Below are 19,263 nucleotides of genomic sequence, written 5' to 3'. Positions count from 1 at the left end.
GTAGAAAAGATGCAAGCAATTATTTTTGACTTCAATGGCACGTTATTCAGCGATACTGATTTACATGAAGAAGCATGGCAACGCTTCATTCAAGAAACTTTGGGTTATCAACTTTCAGAAAATGAGTTTGCTAAAATTCATGGACGAACCAATCACCTAACAATGGAACGCTTGTTAAATCGCAGTTTATCAAAAGAAGAAGGCGCTGCTTTTTCAGATCGTAAAGAAGCTATTTATCGGGAAATTGTCTTAGAAAAACAACACGATCAATTGATTAGTGGTGTGACTGAATTTTTTGATTTCTTACAACAAAAAGGCTATTCAATGAACATTGCAACGGCGTCCCCACGCGTCAATGTAGAATTTTACTTTGATTATTTTCAATTGAATCGTTGGTTTGATTTGGAAAGAGTTGTATATGATGATGGTACATTGAATAGTAAACCAGCACCTGATTATTATGTACAAGCAGCTAAAAATATCGATGCCAATCCACAAGAAATGGTAGTATTTGAAGATTCGCCAATTGGTTTACAAGGTGCTACCAATGCTAAAGCCAAACAGATTATCGCTGTTTCAACAAATGGCAACCATCAAAAATTGGAAGAAACGGGTGTCGTTGATTTTGTAATCGATGATTTTCATGATAAACGTCTCTCTCAATTATTTGCTTAAAAATTAATGGTGATATCAGTAAAACAAGCACAAAAATATCCGAACTATATAATGAGCCCTAATTCTTGTGAATTTGCACTGAAAATCTGCTAGACAGCAGAACGGGTCTCTATATAGTTCGGATTGTTGCTTTGAAAAAACGGGTTATGTTTTTAGTTTTAGAATGATGAATTTGGTTCTTTTAAAAAGTCCAGTTCTGCTGCAGTCGACGTACGTCCTAGTACTTGATTCCGATGTGGGTAACGGCCAAACCGTTTGATAATGGCATAATGTTGCTTTTCATATTCAAAATTTTCTTCTAATCCTGGTTGATCAAATAAAATCATCGCCTTATTATGAATCATCAACGATTCAGAGTGCATAAATGGCATATACAAGAAACTGCGTTCAGTATTAGAGAGGTCATTGATGTCTGGATGGGCCAGTGCCTCTTGAGCTAAGATTAATGCCATGCCATCAGTTGCGAAAGCTTTTGGTGACTGCCGAAAAAGATTACGAGAAAACTGATCCAATACAATAATCTCTGCTAAACGGCCATGGATAGTGTCGCGCCAACTAACCAATTCACCAGCTGTAGCTTGTTTATGCAAATTAGTAAAACGTTCAGCGAGTAATTGATCGACATCCGTACTATTAAACCATTGTTCAGGGGATAGCTCGTTAAACCAAAAATGTAAAACTGCTTGAGATTTCATCATAATCATTCTCCTAATCGTTTTTGAAGGTCATTGACTTCTTGTTCAGTCAATTGGTGTCCGCCATCTGTTAAAAGTATTGTTGTATTTGGGAAAAATGTTTTTAATTCTTCGGTTAATTTTACGCCATCACCTGGAAGACTGATTTCATCTTGTGCACCGACTGTTAAATAAATGCTCGTTTTGCTGGATTGGGTGAATGAATAGACGAGTCGACTTGGATGCAGTAGAATAACGATATCGGCTATATCAGCTTGTTGTTCAAGCAGTCCCAGAATAAAATTTGCACCGTTGGAATAGCCAATTAAAATGATTTCTTGATAATCTTGAAGCAAAGTAAGAAAATCCTCTTGTAAAAATTGTGTGGTTTGCTGTTCAAACTCTTCACGATTAAGTTGCCCGTTAGTTAAAGGCGCAAAAAAACGACGTTGATTGCCTTCTGCTATGGGACCACGAAAACTCAAGAGGCTTGCTTGTGGAAATAATTCTGCTACTGTCGTTAATAGTTGATACTCATTACCACCTGTGCCATGAAAAGCAAGAACCAGTTGTTTTTGAGTAGTACCTTCTTGAAAAAAATAATCCATGACTAACCTCCTAAAAAGAAAGGAACTCTATTATGCCTGCACGTATTCATCACGTTTCGATTTTGAATCGCTTTATTCGTCCGACATTTGACTTTTATCATAATATACTCGGTTTAAAATTACTAATGAAAACAATTAATCAAGACGATCATACTATGTACCATGTGTTTTTTTCAGATAATCACCAGCGTATTGGTACCGAACTTACTTTTTTTGAAGTTCGCGAAGGAAATAATCAATTTTTTGGAACCAATACGATTGAACGAACAATCTTAAAAGTTCCCTCTGAAGCCTCGCTACATTTCTGGGAAATGTACTTTGAAACACAAGGAGTTTGCCATTATGGAATCGAATCATTTTCAGGGCGCTCAATATTACGTTTCGAAGGACCTGATGCGACACAGCTTGCTTTAGTTCCTCTACGTGATTTTGAAGACAGTGATGATTATTTTCCATATCTTACTGATCATATTCCCAAAGAACATGCTATTTTAGGAATTGATGCTATTCAACTGCGAGTACAGTATTCAGATGCAACCGAAAAAGAATTGTTATCATTAGGTTGGCAGCAGAAAGAATATGTTGGTTTCTTTTCTGGTCATCAACGGGTAACAATCTTGGAAAATCAAGATAGACAGTTCTATCAAGAAGTTCAGATTATTCAAGATCGTGAAAACCCAATCGCTGTTTCAGGAATTGGTGGGGTTCATCATGTTGCTTTTGGTGTAGAGGATAAATCTGATTTGCAACTTATTGACAAACAATTGCAAGAGCGTAATTTTATGAATTCAGGAATAAAAAACCGTGAATTTTTTGAATCACTTTATTATCGTGATCCTAATCAATTGCTGATTGAAGTAGCGACAAGCGAAGGAAAATTAGAGGAGAAAGCATATGAAAATCAAAGTCCTCGTTTTGAAGAGATTCCTTTGTATTTACCACAATATTTAAGTTTTGTTCGTGAACAGGTGGAACAACAATTAGCCAGCCAAGAACATGACGAAGAGTAAGGAGAAACAATTTTGTTTCTTCTCAGATTGTAGGTAGAAACATATTGCAGAAATGGTACATTGTATCCCTTTATTACTTGTATTAAAATAAAAAATTACGAATAGGAGAGGTTATATATGGATACTAAAAATTTTAGAGAGTTTGCTAACAACCGTATTTTACAATCAATAATTGAAATTAATAAGGAAGACTACCCTAGTGTTCCTACAAAAATGCCACCATTCTGCTTTTTGAGTTTTTATGAAAGCGGAATCAAAATAAGTGGCACTGAGCCTTTGTTAAACAAAAAGAAAAAGACACCAATGGATGATATTCGTTACTCTACAATTAAAAAAATAGAAATTGGTCTTATCAAAAAAATGACAGTGGTCGTTTTTGCTCCCGGAACTCGAATTAATTTAGATTTGAAAATATTCTTAAATGATGGGACCTATTTACATTTTGAATGCGAAAGTGTGAGCGTGGTTGTTGAGCTTTCTTCTCTTCTTGCTGCACATGATATTGAATTAGTTGATAATATTGAATTAGTTGAAATTTTTAAAAACGCAAATTCTAGCCAAGAAGCATATGACTATCTATATGATAATTTAGATAAAATTGCAGAAAAAAAACATATAGATTTATTAAGATTAAAACAAATAGAAAATTAACAGAATATCCTGCTATGAAGTCGATTTTATAACTAGTTATGAATGTAATTTCCAATTTTATGTACGTGTTCTTTTTTACCGTATTATTTTCAACTGTTTCAATTGTTGTATAGCTCTCTACGCTTTGCATAACTTGTTCTTGCTCTTCGTAGTGTTTATTTTCAACCGTTTGATTGTGAAGCTCTCCAAGAATAGCTTCACTCATGCCTAAGTCATTATCAGAGACCATATCATTTTCTACAGACTAAGGAGAAACAATTTTGTTTCTTCTTTTTTTCTTGATTTTTATACCGCTTTCTTGGTAAACTAAACGTCTGCCAAAAATACCGTGTCTCATTGAAACATTCTCAACTATTTTAAAATAAAGGGGAGTACCAAATGAACGAGTATATTGAAATTATCCACGCAAGAGAAAACAACTTGAAAAATGTCAATCTAACCATTCCCAAAAATAAAATTACTATTTTTACTGGTGTCTCAGGTTCAGGGAAATCATCGATTGTTTTTGATACAATTGCCCAAGAAGCGGGTCGTCAGTTAAATGAAACTTATGATAGTTTCACTCGCTTGTTCTTACCCAAATACAGTCGTCCAGATGTGGATGAGATTAACAATCTTTCTACGGCGATTGTTGTTAATCAAAAGAAGATTGGTGGTAGTGCGCGCTCAACGTTAGGGACGATTACTGACATCAATGCGTTATTCCGAGTGTTGTTTTCACGATTTGCGACTCCTAGTCTAGGCTATGCTAATGCATACTCATTTAATGATCCTAGTGGGATGTGTTCTGTTTGCCAGGGAATTGGCAAGACAATCACATTAGATGTGGAAAAGGCTGTCAATCATGACCGTTCCTTAAATGAAGGAGCGATTTTGCTCCCAGGATTTACAGTAGGCTCGTGGTATTGGAAACTACATGCAGAAACAGGTTTGTTTGATCCAGATAAAAAAATTAAAGAGTATACATCAGAAGAATATCAACTTTTAATGTATGCTGAGGCACAAAAAATTACAACTGTGGAAACGGGCGATATGAATGTAACCTATGAGGGGATTGTCACTCGTTTCATGCGTACGACTATTCATACCGAAAAAGAAACCAGTAAACGTGCAGCAAAAGTGATTGAAGAATTTACCGTAATGAAATCTTGTCCATCATGTGCAGGCAAACGTTATAACCCTGAAGTTCTAGCTTCAAAGATTGATGGTTATACTATTCATGATGTTACATCTGTCCAATTAACTGAACTTGTTGAAATGTTAAAAGAAATTGATACTGAAACACGCCACCCGATTGTTAGTGGTATCCAAAAGCGTGTGCAGGATTTAGTTGATATTGGTTTAGGCTATATGGATTTATGTCGTGAGACGAATAGTTTGTCTGGCGGAGAATCACAACGCGTGAAAATGGTGAAACAATTAGCAAGTAGTTTAACGAATATGATCTATATATTTGATGAACCAAGTACCGGTTTGCATCCCCGTGATGTTTATCGATTAAATGAACTCTTACGAAAGATTCGTGACGCAGGAAATACGGTTTTAGTCGTTGAACACGATCCAGATGTTATTCAGATTGCTGATTATATTGTAGATGTAGGTCCATTTGCTGGAACACATGGGGGAGAAATTACTTTTACAGGGAGTTACGAAGAATTATTACAATCAGATACGCTAACTGGAAAATCATTAAGGCAATCCTTACCAATTAACGAACAACCACGACTAGCAAATGATTATTATGAGAGTCAGTACAGTTCTTTGCATAACTTAAAAAATGTGCAATTGCGAGTACCAAAAGGGATTTTCACAGCTATTACGGGTGTTGCAGGTTCTGGTAAAAGTACCTTGGTTAATCAAGTTTTTGCGAAAGATTACTCAGAAGCAATTCAAATTAATCAAACACCAATTCATACGAATAAACGGTCAAATCCAGCAACGTATACAGGAATCATGAATAGTATTCGAAAAGCATTTGCGAAAGAAAGTGGCATGGATGCAGGTTACTTCAGTTATAATTCTAAAGGTGCTTGTCCAGAATGCAATGGAAATGGTACGATTGAATTGAACCTATCTTTTATGGATAAATCTGAAGTAGAATGTACACATTGTCAGGGCAAGCGGTATGATCCAACTGTTTTAGAATATGTCTATCAAGGAAAAAACATTGTCGAAGTGATGGACATGACAATTGAAGAAGCCGTTACTTTTTTTGATGTAAAGGATATTCAACGTAAACTGAAAAATCTTCAAGAAGTGGGGATTGGCTATTTAACATTAGGACAACCAATGGATACTTTGTCTGGAGGCGAAGCGCAACGTTTGAAACTAGCGAACGAATTAAAGACAAATGGCAATATTTATATTTTAGATGAACCAACAACCGGGTTGCATATGTCTGATGTTAAAAATGTCATTCGAATTATTAACAATTTAGTTGAAAAAGGCAATACAGTGATTGTGATTGAGCATAATGTCGATGTTATTCGCAATGCAGATTGGGTCATTGATCTTGGTCCAGACGGTGGTCGCGATGGTGGTACGATTCTCTTTGAGGGAACCGTTAAAGATTTGAGAGCATCAGCAACAATTACTGGTAAATATGTATAGAGTATCGTGAACAGGTCTGTGATATAAGTAGATTGACAGTAAAATATTCGAATAATAGAAGATTACTCCTACGGTCCAGTTGATCTTCGTCGCAAGTTCGCCTTACTTTGGCGTAACTTATGCTATTTTGTTCGGCTGTTTTCGTCTTATGCTTTCTTATGTCGCAGGCCTTTTTTTAGTGATTTATTTGAATTTGCTTATTTCTAAAAAATATGCTTATATTTTAGTAAACACTGTCAAAAATGAAAAGAGGAACTACTATGGTAGGAATTAGAGACGTTGCCAAACGGGCGGGGGTGTCCATTGCAACTGTATCGCGAGTATTAAATGAGGACCCAACGCTTTCAGTAACCGATGAAACCAAACGGAAGATTGCAGAATCGGTTGACTTTTATAATTATGTCAAAAAAAATCCCGCAACAAGAAATCTAACCAATATTGCATTGATTACCACGGTCTCTGAAGTAGATGAGCTAGAAGATCCGTATTTCCGAACAATTCGCAGAGGAATTCAAGTCGAAGCAGAACAAAGTAAAGTCAATTTAAAAAAGATTATTCGCTTATCAGAAACACCGTTAGAGAAAAATGATTTACTTAAATGCCAGGGCGTATTAATTATTGGGCAAGTATTACCTTCTGTCATCAAAGAAGTATTGGCAATTAATGCCAACGTTGTGGTTATTGATGATCCGAGTATTGAAGCTGAAGTGGATGCCGTTTACACTGATTTAACGAAAGCAACCAATCAGCATTTAGAGCGGTTGTATAAAAAAGGGCATCGAAACATTGCTTTTATCGGAGGTAGACGTATTCGGTTAGATAGTCAGGGACATAGACATGTGTCAGATGATGATTATCGGAAAACAGCTTATGAAACATGGATGAAAGATAAGGGATTAGAAAAATATATTCAGACGTATTTAGAAGGCTGGACGACACTTGATGGAATGCAATCAGCCGATTTACTTCTAAAAGAATGTGCTAAAAAAGAGTTGCCAACGGCGCTCATCGTTGGCAATGATCCTATCGCTGTAGGTGTTTATCGTTCACTTCAAAAGAATGGTCTGCATATTCCAGAAGATATTTCGATTGTCAGTTTTGACAATATTGAAGTTGCAGAATTTTTAACACCTGCATTGAACACAGTGAATGTCAATACAGAAGAAATTGGTAAATTAGCAGTTCGTATTGTTCATGAACGAATAAAAGAAGTCAGAAAAGTTCCGATCCAAGTCATTGTTTCTAATAATATTATTGTTAGAGAGAGCGAAAAAAATATCGATTAAAAAAGTAAACATCCAAATAAACGGGTGTTTACTTTTTTGTTTACTAATATTTTTAGTAAAATATATTGACAAAACACTTGGTAAACAGTTATAGTGTTGTTAACAAAAAAGAAAACGCATTCGTAATGTGTAAGGAGGAGCATGAAATGAAATGGTCTAAAAAAATCATTTTAGCTTGTATGGTACTGGGAACAACAATCTCATTGACTGCTTGTGGAAAAAATCAGGAAGACGCAAGCGGTAAGGTAGAAATAGAATTTTTTAATCAAAAAAAAGAAATGACTCAGACAATACAAGAAATTGCTAAAGATTTTGAAGCAAAAAACCCTGATATTCATGTAAAAGTTGTGGATGTACCGAATGCAGGTGAAGTAATTAAAACACGTATGCTTGCAGGCGATGTACCGGATGTCATTAATCTGTATCCCCAAAGCATAGAATTGAAAGAATGGGCGAAAGCAGGTTATTTAGAAGATTTAACTGAAGAACCGTATTTAGAGAATATCAAAAATGGCTATGCACAACGTTTTGCTATTGAGGATCGTGTATATAGCATACCATTGACAGCTAATGTCTATGGATTTTACTATAACAAAACTGCTTTTGAGGAAATGGGGATTCAAGCACCAGAAACTTGGGCAGAATTTAAAGAAATAGTAACTGAAATTAAAAATCAAAACAAGGTACCGTTTGCGATTGCAGGCGCAGAAGGCTGGACATTAAATGGTTATCACCAACTAGCTTTAGCGACTGTTGCGGGTGGTGAAGAGGAAGCGAACAATGTTTGGCGTTTCTCAGAAGTTAATGGAATTAATGCTGAAAGCAAAGAAATGCAGAAAGATTTTAATCGGTTAGATTTGTTAAGAGAACCGAAAGCTTTGCAAAACAACTGGCAAGGTGCAGGTTATAACGATACAGTAGTTACTTTTACAAAAGGTGATGCGCTAATTATGCCGAATGGTTCATGGGCAATGCCAATGATTAATTCACAGAATCCAGATTTTGAAGTAGCCACTTTTCCTTTTCCAGCAGATGAAGCTGGTCAAAGTCTAACGATTGGTGCAGGAGATCTAGCCTTATCAGTTTCTGCAACTTCTCAACATAAAGAAGAAGCCAAACGTTTTGTAGAATATATGACAACGCCTGAAGCGATGCAGAAATATTATGATGTAGATGGCGCACCATGTGCTGTTGAGGGGGTTATCGAAAATACTCAAGATTCACCATTGAGTGGTTTAACTGAACTTGCGTTTACTGATCGTCATTTAGTTTGGCTAGCCAAAGATTGGAATAGTGAAAATGATTTTTATACCTTAACAACCAATTATTTACACAATGGCAATCAAAAAGCCATGATTAACGCATTAAATGCTTTCTTTAATCCAATGAAAGCTGACGGAAGGTAGGAAAATAAAATGAAAATAAAAAAAATTTTAAATCGTTACTGGGCAATCATTTTTGTAGCAATTCCAATTATTTTGCAGATGGTTTTTTTCTACTTTCCGATGGTTCAAGGTGCTTTTTACAGTTTAACTAATTGGACTGGTCTGACTTATAATTTTGATTTTGTTGGTTTGAACAATTATAAGATTCTTTTTTCTGATCCGAAGTTTATCAAATCAATTGGTTTCACTTTAATTGTGACGATTTGCATGATTGCTGGACAAATTGGTTTTGGGATTTTGATTGCTCGGGCGTTGAACGCAAATATTAAAGGGAAAACATTTTTTAGAGCATGGTTCTTTTTTCCAGCAGTCTTGTCGGGCGTTGTTGTTTCTTTAGTATTTAAACAAATTTTCAACTATGGTTTACCAAAAATTGGTAGTATGTTAGGCATTGAATTTTTACAAACCAGTCTTTTAGGAACAACATGGGGAGCGATTTTTGCAGTAATTTTTGTTTTACTTTGGCAAGGAATAGCCATGCCAGTCATCATTTTTTTAGCGGGTTTTCAAAGTATTCCGCAAGAAATTATTGAAGCTGCTAGAATGGATGGGGCGAATGATAAGCAAATTTTTTGGAATATTGAAATCACTTACTTATTACCAAGCATTTCAATGGTATTTATTATGGCATTAAAAGGCGGTTTAACGGCATTCGATCAGATTTTTGCTTTAACTGGTGGTGGACCAAGCGATGCCACAACATCTTTGGGTTTACTTGTTTATAATTACGCTTTTAAAAACAACCAGTTTGGTTATGCGAATGCTATTGCTTTAGTCTTATTTATCCTAATTGGGATTGTTTCACTGGCACAATTAAAATTATCGAAAAAATTTGAAATCTAGGAGGTTTCCCAATGAAAACATCGAAAGAAAAAAATATTTATAAATACTTGCTTTTATTGTTAGGGGGCTTCATGATTTTAGTTCCCTTAGTCTCAACGTTATTCGGTTCATTTAAAACAACACCCGATATTATGAATAATTTCTTTAGTTTTCCTAACCCAGCGACTTTGGAAAATTTCCGAAGATTGTTAGCGGATGGAATTGGTCATTACTTCTGGAATTCTGCAATCATCACGATCATTGCAGTAGTTGCTGTGACAGCAATCATTCCTATGGCTGCGTATTCATTAGCTAGAAAAATGAACCGTGGAAAAGCATACGGATTGATGTATTTATTTTTAATTTTAGGAATTTTTGTTCCATTCCAAGTAATTATGATTCCGATTACTGTTATGATGAGTAAAATTGGTTTAGCAAATATGTGGGGATTAATCTTGCTATATCTCACATATGCCGTACCACAGACGTTATTTTTATATGTTGGTTTTATTAAACTAAATGTCCCTATTAGCCTAGATGAGGCTGCAGAAATTGATGGGGCTAGTCACTTTACCACTTATTTTAAAATTGTTTTCCCAATGTTAAAACCAATGCATGCGACAACTATTATCCTTAATGCTTTATGGTTTTGGAATGATTTCATGTTACCTTTATTAATTTTAAATCGTGATTCTAATATGTGGACACTACCATTGTTTCAATATAACTATACGGGGCAATATTTTAACGATTATGGTCCAAGTTTTGCTTCGTATATAGTAGGGATTGTCACGATTACACTAGTTTATCTCACTTTCCAAAGAAATATTATCGCAGGTATGAGCAATGGAGCAGTGAAATAGTAAAAAATTATTTTCATTATAAAGGAGTTTACAAACTTATGATTATATTTGACAATCAAACGCAAACATTTCATTTGCAAAATAAAAAAATCAGTTATTTATTAGGAATTGAAGAAAATAATTATTTAACACATCTTTATTTTGGGAAAAAGATTAGGCACTATTCAGGTGGTTATCGTTATCCACGAACAGATCGTTCCTTTTCGCCAAATAATGCAAATGCGCAAGATCGGTTGTTATCTTTAGATACGCTACCATTAGAATTTCCAGGATATGGACATGGTGATTTTAGAGAACCAGCACACAATATTAAATTAGCAAATGGTAGTCGTGTAAATGATTTTCGTTATGACAGTTACGAAATTCAAAAAGGAAAACCTAGCTTAGTTGGCTTACCTGCCCTATATACGGAAGATGAAAATGAAGCAGAAACCCTGATTATTCAATTAAAAGATGTTATCAGTGGACTAACTTTACATTTGTTATATACAATCTATCAAAACCACAGTGCGATTATTCGCTCTACCCAATTAGTCAATAATAGTGATGAAACAGTAGAGATTAATCGTCTAGCCAGTCAATCAATTGACTTTGCAAACCGTCCATTAGAGTTAATTCATTTAAATGGTACGTGGGCAAGAGAACGACAAATGACCAGAGAGAAAATTCATACAGGAATTAAAGTTCTGGATAGTAAACGTGGTTCAAGCAGTCACCAGCAAAATCCTTTTGTGGCTTTAGTTACTCCCAAAACGGATGAATTTCAAGGGGAAGCATATGGATTTAATTTCGTATATAGTGGAAACCATGAAACAGTGATTCAAAAAGACCCATTTGAGCAAACTCGGGTTATTATGGGAATTAATTCATTTAATTTTGGCTGGCAATTAAAAACTGGCGAAACGTTCCAAACACCAGAAGTCGTGATGGTTTATAGTAATGAAGGTCTAAATGCGTTATCTCATACGTATCATGAACTGTATAACCATCGTTTAGTTCGTGGGAACTATCGTCTACAAGAACGTCCAACTTTAATCAACAATTGGGAAGCAACGTATTTTGACTTTAATGAAGACAAAATTATGAATATTGTCAATGATGCTAAAGAACTGGGGATTGAAATGTTTGTTTTAGATGATGGTTGGTTTGGAAATCGTGAAAATGACCTCACTTCATTAGGTGATTGGGTTGAAACAGTAGGCAAACTTGCTTGTGGCTTGGAAAACTTAGCGAAACAAGTACATGAGAAAGGCATGAAATTTGGTATTTGGTTTGAACCGGAAATGGTTTCTGAAGATAGTGAATTGTTCCGAGCGCATCCAGATTGGGCATTGGGCATTCCAGGTCGTGACCGCTCAATCAGTCGTAGTCAATATGTTCTTGATTTTTCAAGACAAGATGTTCGTGATGCTATCTATCAACAAATGACGGCGATTTTTGATCGTGTGCCAATTGATTATGTGAAATGGGATATGAATCGCAATATGACAGAAGTTTACTCTGTTTTATTGGATCCAACAATGCAAGGCGAGGTAGCACACCGTTATATGTTAGGATTATATGAATTCTTAGAAAAGTTAACTACTAACTATCCTAATATTTTATTTGAAAGTTGTTCTGGTGGGGGCGGTCGTTTTGATGCTGGCTTCTTGTATTACATGCCACAAACATGGACAAGTGATAATACCGATGCCGTGGCTCGATTGAAAATTCAATACGGCACCAGTTTAGTTTATCCAATCTCAAGCATGGGGGCGCATGTCTCAGCTATACCAAACCATCAGACAGGGAGAGAAACAAGTTTAACAATTCGAGGCAACGCAGCGATGGCTGGTGTTTTTGGTTATGAGCTAGATTTAACGCAATTAACTTCTGCAGAAAAAGCAGAGATTAAAGAACAGGTTGCCTTTTATAAAAAACATCGCCAACTCTTACAGTTCGGAACTTTTTATCGTTTGAAAAGTCCGTTTGAAGGTAATGATACGGCATGGATGTTTGTCTCAAAAGATCAAACAGAAGCCATGGTCTTCTATTTCCGAGTACTAGCCGAGGCTGCGCATCCATTAGTCACATTGAAATTAGCAGGATTAGCAGAAGACGCAAGTTATCAAATGGAAGATACCACATTTGCTGGCGATGAATTAATGAATCTCGGTTTTTATATTGATTCAGAACTACATGGCGATTATGCGACACAACGTTTCTATTTACAGCAAGTATAGTGAGAGTAACCAACCATGAAAGCAATCATGGTTGGTTATTTTGTAAAAAAAAACGCTAGATTACTTAATAATGCCCAATCATAAATTTACTAAAAACAAGTAATAGCATACGCTATTGTTCAAGGGGGGCATTCTTATTTTTGTTTATGTCGCAATCATCAAATTTATCTGCTGGAAAAATGCGAGTTATTTCACGGATAGTCTGTTCGACTAAAAGCATATCAAGAATCGGGAAATTAATGCGCACATGTAATAATTTTTGCTGGGAAGTTATCGTTTCTAAAAATTCGATGGTACTTATAATTAGCTCTGCTTCTCGATAGTCATCAATAAATATTAGTGAATAATTAGACAAACTATTTTTCAAACGTACTTGAAAATAGTTTTTATGTAGTTCGCTAACATCTGAAAAAACATGTATAGTAATCGTTGGTTTCATTCGTTCAAAGTCGATAAGTTTAATAGCCGTTAATAAAGACATTCGACGAACATATTCCGATTTTTGATAAATAATCTCTCTAGCTGAAAGTTTTTGCCAAAATAAATCAAAGCGTTCCATAAATTCAGGAAACTGTTCACGAACCGTGTTTTCATTGACGCCTTTGAAATTATCTAATAATTCTTCTTCAATTGGAAAATTCATCGCACAAATTAAATGCTTATCTAACAAAACACGAGCAGCTTCTTTTTCTGAGCCCTGTAAGGAAAAGAAATATTCTGCAAATAATTCTAACCAACCCTCAATTTCCTCGGTAAATAAAAATTCATTTTTTAGTAAAAGGTAGCTATCATATTTGGATTCGACCAAATTATAGATATACAAAAAAGCAAGATAGAATTGCCAATCAGAAACCGACCAATGCGTTAAAAAAGAAGGTTTATCTGGATAAGTTACAGAGCTTAAAGATTGAAGTAACAAATCATCTGGTGTAAGCGATTGTTCATGAAGAATACCAAGATTATTTACAAAAGTTAGCAGTGAGAGCATTTGCTTTTGATTAGTAGTAAGTGGGATATCAAGGTATTCAAAAATATCAGCAGTTAATTGCTCGGATGCTGTTTGTTGTTCATGATTAGGAAAATATTTAAACATCCGATGAGCAATAAATAAAAAAATATAAGCAAACATCCGAATACGACTTTCTTCCCCAGTAATGCTAATTCGACTAGAAAGAGAAATGTGTAGACCATATTGATGCAAAATTGTATTTAACAGACGTGTTCGGTTATAAAGTGCCGTCCTAGAAATAAAGTGTTCTTCTAAAAATAATTCAGTCGAAGTTGTTCGCTGAATGAAAAGAATTGATAATAAAGGATAGACAATATCATTTACCAATAATTGCTGTGCTAAACGTTGGATATTGACGCCGTTGCGAACAAGTTTGATTCCACCGGAAACCTTAATAAGAAATTCAGCCTCATCTGGGGTATATAATTGCTCGAATTGTTGTTTAAGCTCGGTACAAGCTTGTTTTACGCTGTTAAAAGATGGGTAACCAAGCATTTCCGTTATTTCTTTAGTGGAAATATAGTCAACTGTATTTTCTAAGATTTCAAGAATGTCTCGTTTCAGCCGGACACTTCCATGTAATGCGAACATTTTAGCCCTTCTTTCTATTATTGTTTCTTAATTTTAATTTAATTTTAAGATAGCTGTATTCTAAAAAACGACGAATAATTATTGGGAAATTGGAATTTCATTTTTAGATTGTTTTTATTATTATATCAGTACGTACGTTGGAAAATAGATGCTAAAAAAGAAGTTTATTTATAATCATAACATAAAAATATCAGTATGTTTTGTGAGGAAATATTATATTTTTTGAAAAAACATTAGAAAATGATTATAAAACAAAGGGGCGGTGGACGCAGTGTCACATAAGTTAAAAGCTAGAACTAAACATTATATTTATTTGTCGATCAAATTGATTTTAATTAATTTACTGTTATTGACTATAGGAGAGAGGTTCTATCCACAAATCATTCACGTCTTAAAAGGAAGTTTAGCTGTTTATTTGGGAATATTCTGTTCTTCACTACTATTAAATGGCGGAACACTATATTTGTTTGTTAGCAAGTATAGTCTTGTCTCACAAAAAAAAGCTATTGCAATTATGCTAACAAGTTTAGATTGTATATTGGCTTTTTTTATACTTATATTTTTTGTACAAGGTAACGGAACATATGATTATATTGGCGATACTCGAAATATATGTCCTCTAATTTTAATGATTGTCGTACCTATTCGATTATTAGTTCCTGTATTAAAAGATCAACAGTAAAAAAGGGGAGAAGTTATGTTTGGTTTATCAAAAGAAACACAAATTAAATTGAATTTACTTCAATATTTAGATAATCATGAAAGTTATGTTAATAGTGAAAAGATTGCCGAATATTTAGGTATACAATATCAAACAATGCGAAAATATTATCAAGAGATTAATCAAGAATTAAGAAGCGTCTATCCGAATCAGCAATTCTTTATCGAAGCTTCGACTCGTTACGGGACCAGGCTTTGTCGAGGTGAAATGAACCTGGATCAAATTTCTGAGATTATTTTAACGAGTACCCTTGAATACAAGGTGTTTAAAAAATTTATTTATGAACGTTCATTTTCATCGCAGGATTTTTGCAAAGAACAAAAAATTAGTTTTTCAAAATTACGTCGCAAGATTACACAGATTAATCAATTTCTGCACCGCTTTGATTTACATATTAGTATTTCGAATCAAGTGAAAATTGTAGGCTCTGAAGAAAGTGTGCGTATTATGTTGTTTTTACTAATGTACGGTTATCAAACTTATACGAAAAGTGTATATTCAAGTGAATTGGAAGAAAAATATTATAAAATTGGTCATTTATTGGCCCATGAGTTAGCAGTAGAGCCCAATAATTATATGGTTCATTTATTGGCTACTTGGGCATTTATTATTACTCAATCGGTACAAATTGGTTACTATTTATCTAAAAGCAATCGTAAAGATAAAGTTCCTTTAAAGACAGAGTTAAAAGATTGGAGCAATAAAGACTGGGAATTATTTCATACTGTTTTATATTGTTTTGAATTGTGTCCAAAGCAAGAAGGACTATCTGTTAAAATGGATGCACGTACTAAGTTTAAAGCCCAAAGTTGGATTGCTATTTTTGAAAAAAAGTACCGGATGTTACTCCCATCAGAAAAAAATATGATTTATACAATGTTTCAACGCTTATATCTTATTAAGAAATATCATTTTTTAGACGGTGGATTGCATTCTGTGTTGTATTCGATTTCGATTGAAGATGCGAATAGAGAAGACACCTTATTCAATCGTCAATTTCAAACATTTTGGCAGAGTTATAGCAAAGAAAACCAAGATTTTAATGAATTTGTCAAATGTCAAAGTTATTTGATGTATCAAAATTTTATTCCGCTAGAACAAACTTTTGAGAAAGTGAAAATTGCTATTTATTCTAGAGCTTTAGCAAGTTCTCTACAACTGATTAAAAATAAAATTTATCGATATTTTATGGGGAAAATTGTAATTGAATTTGTTGATGATTTTCTAGAGGCTGATTTCACAATTATTACGGAAGAAATTAATCGTGCGAATTTTGGGAAAGATCAAAAAGTCTTGGTGATTAATTCTTGGGTTTCCGAAAAAGACTTATTGATGTTGTCAGTACAGTTGCAAGAATTTTTATCTTATACTAAATTAGTATGAATTTTACAATAAAGAGACTATCTTAAACATAGGAAACTAGGTTTTAAAAGACTCTTCATAGGTGCAATGCTTTTATCTGTCGGTACAAGCATTGCTTTTTCGCTTGTTGCATTCTTTTAAAATACAATGATAGGAAGAGATACGTTTCTTTATAGGCTTCAATCAAATTTTTAACTGTCTAATATGTTTAGGCGGTTATTTTTTGTTTTTAGGATATCGTTTGACAAATGAATACATATTCATGTATTCTGTAAATGAACAAATGTTTGAATAATCATATGAAGCGATTTCAAGAAAGAAGGAAACCATCATGGAAACAATGAACAAACATACTCATAATAAAGAATGTCATGATGAACATAATCATGCACACCATGATCATCATGGACATAATCATTCGCATGGGCTCTTACCTGTTTATTTATATGTGTTAGGATTAGTTATCTATTTGATTGCTATCATTGGGAACTTTTCTTTCGTTTTTACAAATAGTCTTTTTACAATCAGCATGTTAACAGCAGGTTATCATATCATTTTAGAAGGTTTTGGCGAAACGATTACAGATTCTATTCGCTTGAAAAAATTTCAACCTAATGTTCATATTTTGATGACTTTAGCTGCATTAGGTGCTGCTATTATTGGTGATTTTGATGAAGGTGCGTTACTTATTCTAATTTTTGCAGGAGCTCATTTTCTAGAGGAGTATGCAGAAGGACGCAGTCGTCGTGAAATTACTAATTTATTAAAAATGAATCCAACTGAAGCACGTCTCATTCAAGCAAATGGTGAAACAATTTTAGTTTCTGTCGATCAGCTACAAATTGGTCAGCAACTAAAAGTTCTTCCAGGTGATCAAATTCCAACTGATGGGCGAATTGTCGAGGGCGTTAGCTCGATTGATGAAGCTTCCATTAGTGGCGAAAGTATTCCTAGAGAAAAAACAATTGGCGATGAAGTATTTGGCAGTACAATTAATGGTGCGGGCACCTTTGTCATGTCTGTGACTAAAGATAGTAGCGAGACGGTATTTGCTAAGATCTTACAACTAGTCAATCAGTCACAAAGTAACTTATCTAAAACAGCCACAAAGATAAAAAAGATTGAACCCATTTATGTCAAAATTGTTTTAGCTATTGTACCATTATTTATCTTAGTTACACCGTTTTTATTGAACTGGGATTGGAATACGAGCTTTTATCGTGGGATGGTCTTGTTAATTGCCGCTTCTCCTTGTGCCTTGGCTGCTAGCGCAATTCCTGCAACTTTATCAGGAATCTCAAACTTAGCAAAACGTGGAGTCCTTTTTAAAGGAGGTTCTTATCTTGCTAATTTAACAAATGTTAAAGCTGTAGCCTTTGATAAAACCGGAACATTAACCAAAGGGAAACCAGTGGTAACAGATACGTATTTTGTTAATAATCAAAAACAAAAATATTGGCAAGAAATTATTATTACCATGGAAAAAAATGCCAATCATCCTTTAGCAAAAGCTATCTTAAATAAATTTGGTCAATCAACTTCATTAAATTTAGACGTGAAGAATGAAATTGGTAAAGGTTTAGTCACTAACTATCAAGAGAAAAATTATCGTATTGGGAAACCAGCTTCCTTTGAACAAGTATCAGATGAAATTCAAGAAAAGCTATTGAAATGGGCAAATGAAGGCAAAACAGTTGTTTATTTTGCAGAAAATGAAGTTGTTGTAGGAATGATTGCTATGATGGATACACCAAATGAGCAAGCAAAAAAAGTCATACAATATTTGCAACAACAAAACATTCATACGACGATGATTACAGGTGATGCGGTTAAAACAGGTGAAGCGGTAGCTAATCAACTAGGGATTGATGAGGTGGCAGGAAACGTTTTGCCAGAAAACAAGGCGGCTATTATCATGTCTCTTCAAGAAAAATATGGCGAAACAGTGATGGTAGGTGATGGTGTGAATGATGCACCAGCGTTAGTTCAAGCGGATATCGGTTTTGCTATGGGAGATGGGACAGATATCGCTATTGATGTTGCAGATGCAGTCATTATGCAAAATGATTTGCTCAAATTTAAGTACGCTCATCAACTTTCTAAAAAATTAGATAAGGTTGTTTGGCAAAACATCTTATTCTCCATGTGTATTGTAGTGTTACTGATTATCTTAAATATGTTAGGAAAAATGGATATTGGTATTGGTGTGCTCGCGCATGAGGGAAGTACATTAATTGTCATTTTAAATGGATTACGTTTATTGATTCCGATTAAAGGTAAGTAATTTTGACAAATAGTATTCAATTCGTTAGTATCAAAGCAACTGAATTGAAGGAGTGAGCAAATGTATCCGTCTATTTCCATCGAAGAATTTAAAATTAAACGTCAAGAAAATATTGCAATTCTGGATGTTCGTGATAAAGAACCATTTGAACAAAATCATTTGTCCGAAGCTATCAATATCCCTCTGCATGAATTGCCTACAAAATTAAATGAGCTGGATTATGAAACAACCTATTATATTATTTGCACATTAGGCATTCGCTCTAGTCAAGCCTGTGAGTTTTTAGCACAAGAAGGGTATGATGTGGTGAATGTTGAGGGTGGTATGAAGGCATATTAATAAAAAAGAACAATAGGAAAAATGGGCCCTAGATAATAGACACTGATAAAACTGTCAGTGAACTATTATCTAGGGCCCATTTTATTTGTTA

Annotated in this window: 15 protein-coding genes; 12 read left to right on the top strand and 3 right to left on the bottom strand. The window is 34.4% G+C overall.

What is annotated here, in order from left to right; genetic code table 11:
- Positions 1-9 precede the first annotated feature (9 nt).
- Positions 10-675, top strand: a complete 666-nt coding sequence (locus tag AC4BC5_RS04725) for an HAD family hydrolase (RefSeq protein WP_490497023.1) — start codon at positions 10-12, stop codon at positions 673-675.
- Between the two features lie 158 nt (positions 676-833).
- Here the strand turns inward: AC4BC5_RS04725 and AC4BC5_RS04720 are convergent, their stop codons facing one another.
- Positions 834-1,373 (bottom strand): DUF924 family protein, encoded by a 540-nt coding sequence (locus AC4BC5_RS04720; RefSeq protein ID WP_490497022.1) that lies wholly within the window; start codon positions 1,371-1,373, stop codon positions 834-836.
- A 2-nt stretch (positions 1,374-1,375) separates the two neighbouring features.
- Positions 1,376-1,957, bottom strand: a complete 582-nt coding sequence (locus AC4BC5_RS04715; RefSeq protein ID WP_490497021.1) for an alpha/beta hydrolase — start codon at positions 1,955-1,957, stop codon at positions 1,376-1,378.
- 32 nt (positions 1,958-1,989) lie between these two features.
- On the opposite strand from AC4BC5_RS04715, the gene AC4BC5_RS04710 reads away from it, so the two are divergent.
- The 8 genes from AC4BC5_RS04710 to AC4BC5_RS04675 all read left to right on the top strand — a co-directional run bounded on the left by AC4BC5_RS04710 (position 1,990) and on the right by AC4BC5_RS04675 (position 12,866).
- Positions 1,990-2,967, top strand: coding sequence for a VOC family protein (locus AC4BC5_RS04710; protein ID WP_490497020.1), 978 nt, complete (start codon positions 1,990-1,992; stop codon positions 2,965-2,967).
- A gap of 117 nt (positions 2,968-3,084) precedes the next feature.
- Positions 3,085-3,618 carry a hypothetical protein gene (locus AC4BC5_RS04705; protein WP_490497019.1) on the top strand — a complete coding sequence of 178 codons (534 nt, stop codon included), beginning with the start codon at positions 3,085-3,087 and terminating at the stop codon, positions 3,616-3,618.
- A 378-nt stretch (positions 3,619-3,996) separates the two neighbouring features.
- Complete coding sequence (locus tag AC4BC5_RS04700) at positions 3,997-6,228, top strand: ATP-binding cassette domain-containing protein (RefSeq protein WP_490497018.1); 2,232 nt, start codon at positions 3,997-3,999, stop codon at positions 6,226-6,228.
- Positions 6,229-6,488: 260 nt separating this feature from the next.
- Entirely contained in the window at positions 6,489-7,514 is a 1,026-nt protein-coding gene (locus AC4BC5_RS04695) for a LacI family DNA-binding transcriptional regulator (protein WP_490497017.1), read from the top strand.
- A 146-nt stretch (positions 7,515-7,660) separates the two neighbouring features.
- Positions 7,661-8,920: an extracellular solute-binding protein gene (locus tag AC4BC5_RS04690; RefSeq protein WP_490497016.1), complete on the top strand. Its 1,260-nt coding sequence runs from the start codon at positions 7,661-7,663 to the stop codon at positions 8,918-8,920.
- A 9-nt stretch (positions 8,921-8,929) separates the two neighbouring features.
- Positions 8,930-9,802 carry a carbohydrate ABC transporter permease gene (locus AC4BC5_RS04685; RefSeq protein ID WP_490497015.1) on the top strand — a complete coding sequence of 291 codons (873 nt, stop codon included), beginning with the start codon at positions 8,930-8,932 and terminating at the stop codon, positions 9,800-9,802.
- Between the two features lie 11 nt (positions 9,803-9,813).
- Positions 9,814-10,644, top strand: a complete 831-nt coding sequence (locus AC4BC5_RS04680; RefSeq protein WP_490497014.1) for a carbohydrate ABC transporter permease — start codon at positions 9,814-9,816, stop codon at positions 10,642-10,644.
- Between the two features lie 38 nt (positions 10,645-10,682).
- A complete protein-coding gene (locus AC4BC5_RS04675; RefSeq protein WP_490497013.1) occupies positions 10,683-12,866 on the top strand; it encodes an alpha-galactosidase in 2,184 nt (727 codons plus the stop codon).
- 112 nt (positions 12,867-12,978) lie between these two features.
- Here the strand turns inward: AC4BC5_RS04675 and AC4BC5_RS04670 are convergent, their stop codons facing one another.
- A complete protein-coding gene (locus tag AC4BC5_RS04670) occupies positions 12,979-14,466 on the bottom strand; it encodes a helix-turn-helix domain-containing protein (protein WP_490497012.1) in 1,488 nt (495 codons plus the stop codon).
- 697 nt (positions 14,467-15,163) lie between these two features.
- On the opposite strand from AC4BC5_RS04670, the gene AC4BC5_RS04665 reads away from it, so the two are divergent.
- The 3 genes from AC4BC5_RS04665 to AC4BC5_RS04655 all read left to right on the top strand — a co-directional run bounded on the left by AC4BC5_RS04665 (position 15,164) and on the right by AC4BC5_RS04655 (position 19,172).
- Positions 15,164-16,570 (top strand): helix-turn-helix domain-containing protein, encoded by a 1,407-nt coding sequence (locus tag AC4BC5_RS04665; protein WP_490497011.1) that lies wholly within the window; start codon positions 15,164-15,166, stop codon positions 16,568-16,570.
- 310 nt (positions 16,571-16,880) lie between these two features.
- Complete coding sequence (locus AC4BC5_RS04660; protein WP_490497010.1) at positions 16,881-18,833, top strand: heavy metal translocating P-type ATPase; 1,953 nt, start codon at positions 16,881-16,883, stop codon at positions 18,831-18,833.
- Between the two features lie 60 nt (positions 18,834-18,893).
- Positions 18,894-19,172 carry a rhodanese-like domain-containing protein gene (locus AC4BC5_RS04655; RefSeq protein WP_490497009.1) on the top strand — a complete coding sequence of 93 codons (279 nt, stop codon included), beginning with the start codon at positions 18,894-18,896 and terminating at the stop codon, positions 19,170-19,172.
- Positions 19,173-19,263: the final 91 nt, after the last annotated feature.

The sequence above is a fragment of the Enterococcus sp. AMC2644 genome (assembly GCF_058216475.1).
This window is presented reverse-complemented; position numbering and strand designations above follow the sequence as displayed.

Bases quoted from the DNA above. Each gene is read 5' to 3' on its own strand.
- AC4BC5_RS04725 (WP_490497023.1), top strand. From the start codon at position 10: ATGCAAGCAATTATTTTTGACTTCAATGGCACGTTATTCAGCGATACT.
- AC4BC5_RS04720 (WP_490497022.1), bottom strand. From the start codon at position 1,373: ATGATGAAATCTCAAGCAGTTTTACATTTTTGGTTTAACGAGCTATCC.
- AC4BC5_RS04715 (WP_490497021.1), bottom strand. From the start codon at position 1,957: ATGGATTATTTTTTTCAAGAAGGTACTACTCAAAAACAACTGGTTCTT.
- AC4BC5_RS04710 (WP_490497020.1), top strand. From the start codon at position 1,990: ATGCCTGCACGTATTCATCACGTTTCGATTTTGAATCGCTTTATTCGT.
- AC4BC5_RS04705 (WP_490497019.1), top strand. From the start codon at position 3,085: ATGGATACTAAAAATTTTAGAGAGTTTGCTAACAACCGTATTTTACAA.
- AC4BC5_RS04700 (WP_490497018.1), top strand. From the start codon at position 3,997: ATGAACGAGTATATTGAAATTATCCACGCAAGAGAAAACAACTTGAAA.
- AC4BC5_RS04695 (WP_490497017.1), top strand. From the start codon at position 6,489: ATGGTAGGAATTAGAGACGTTGCCAAACGGGCGGGGGTGTCCATTGCA.
- AC4BC5_RS04690 (WP_490497016.1), top strand. From the start codon at position 7,661: ATGAAATGGTCTAAAAAAATCATTTTAGCTTGTATGGTACTGGGAACA.
- AC4BC5_RS04685 (WP_490497015.1), top strand. From the start codon at position 8,930: ATGAAAATAAAAAAAATTTTAAATCGTTACTGGGCAATCATTTTTGTA.
- AC4BC5_RS04680 (WP_490497014.1), top strand. From the start codon at position 9,814: ATGAAAACATCGAAAGAAAAAAATATTTATAAATACTTGCTTTTATTG.
- AC4BC5_RS04675 (WP_490497013.1), top strand. From the start codon at position 10,683: ATGATTATATTTGACAATCAAACGCAAACATTTCATTTGCAAAATAAA.
- AC4BC5_RS04670 (WP_490497012.1), bottom strand. From the start codon at position 14,466: ATGTTCGCATTACATGGAAGTGTCCGGCTGAAACGAGACATTCTTGAA.
- AC4BC5_RS04665 (WP_490497011.1), top strand. From the start codon at position 15,164: ATGTTTGGTTTATCAAAAGAAACACAAATTAAATTGAATTTACTTCAA.
- AC4BC5_RS04660 (WP_490497010.1), top strand. From the start codon at position 16,881: ATGGAAACAATGAACAAACATACTCATAATAAAGAATGTCATGATGAA.
- AC4BC5_RS04655 (WP_490497009.1), top strand. From the start codon at position 18,894: ATGTATCCGTCTATTTCCATCGAAGAATTTAAAATTAAACGTCAAGAA.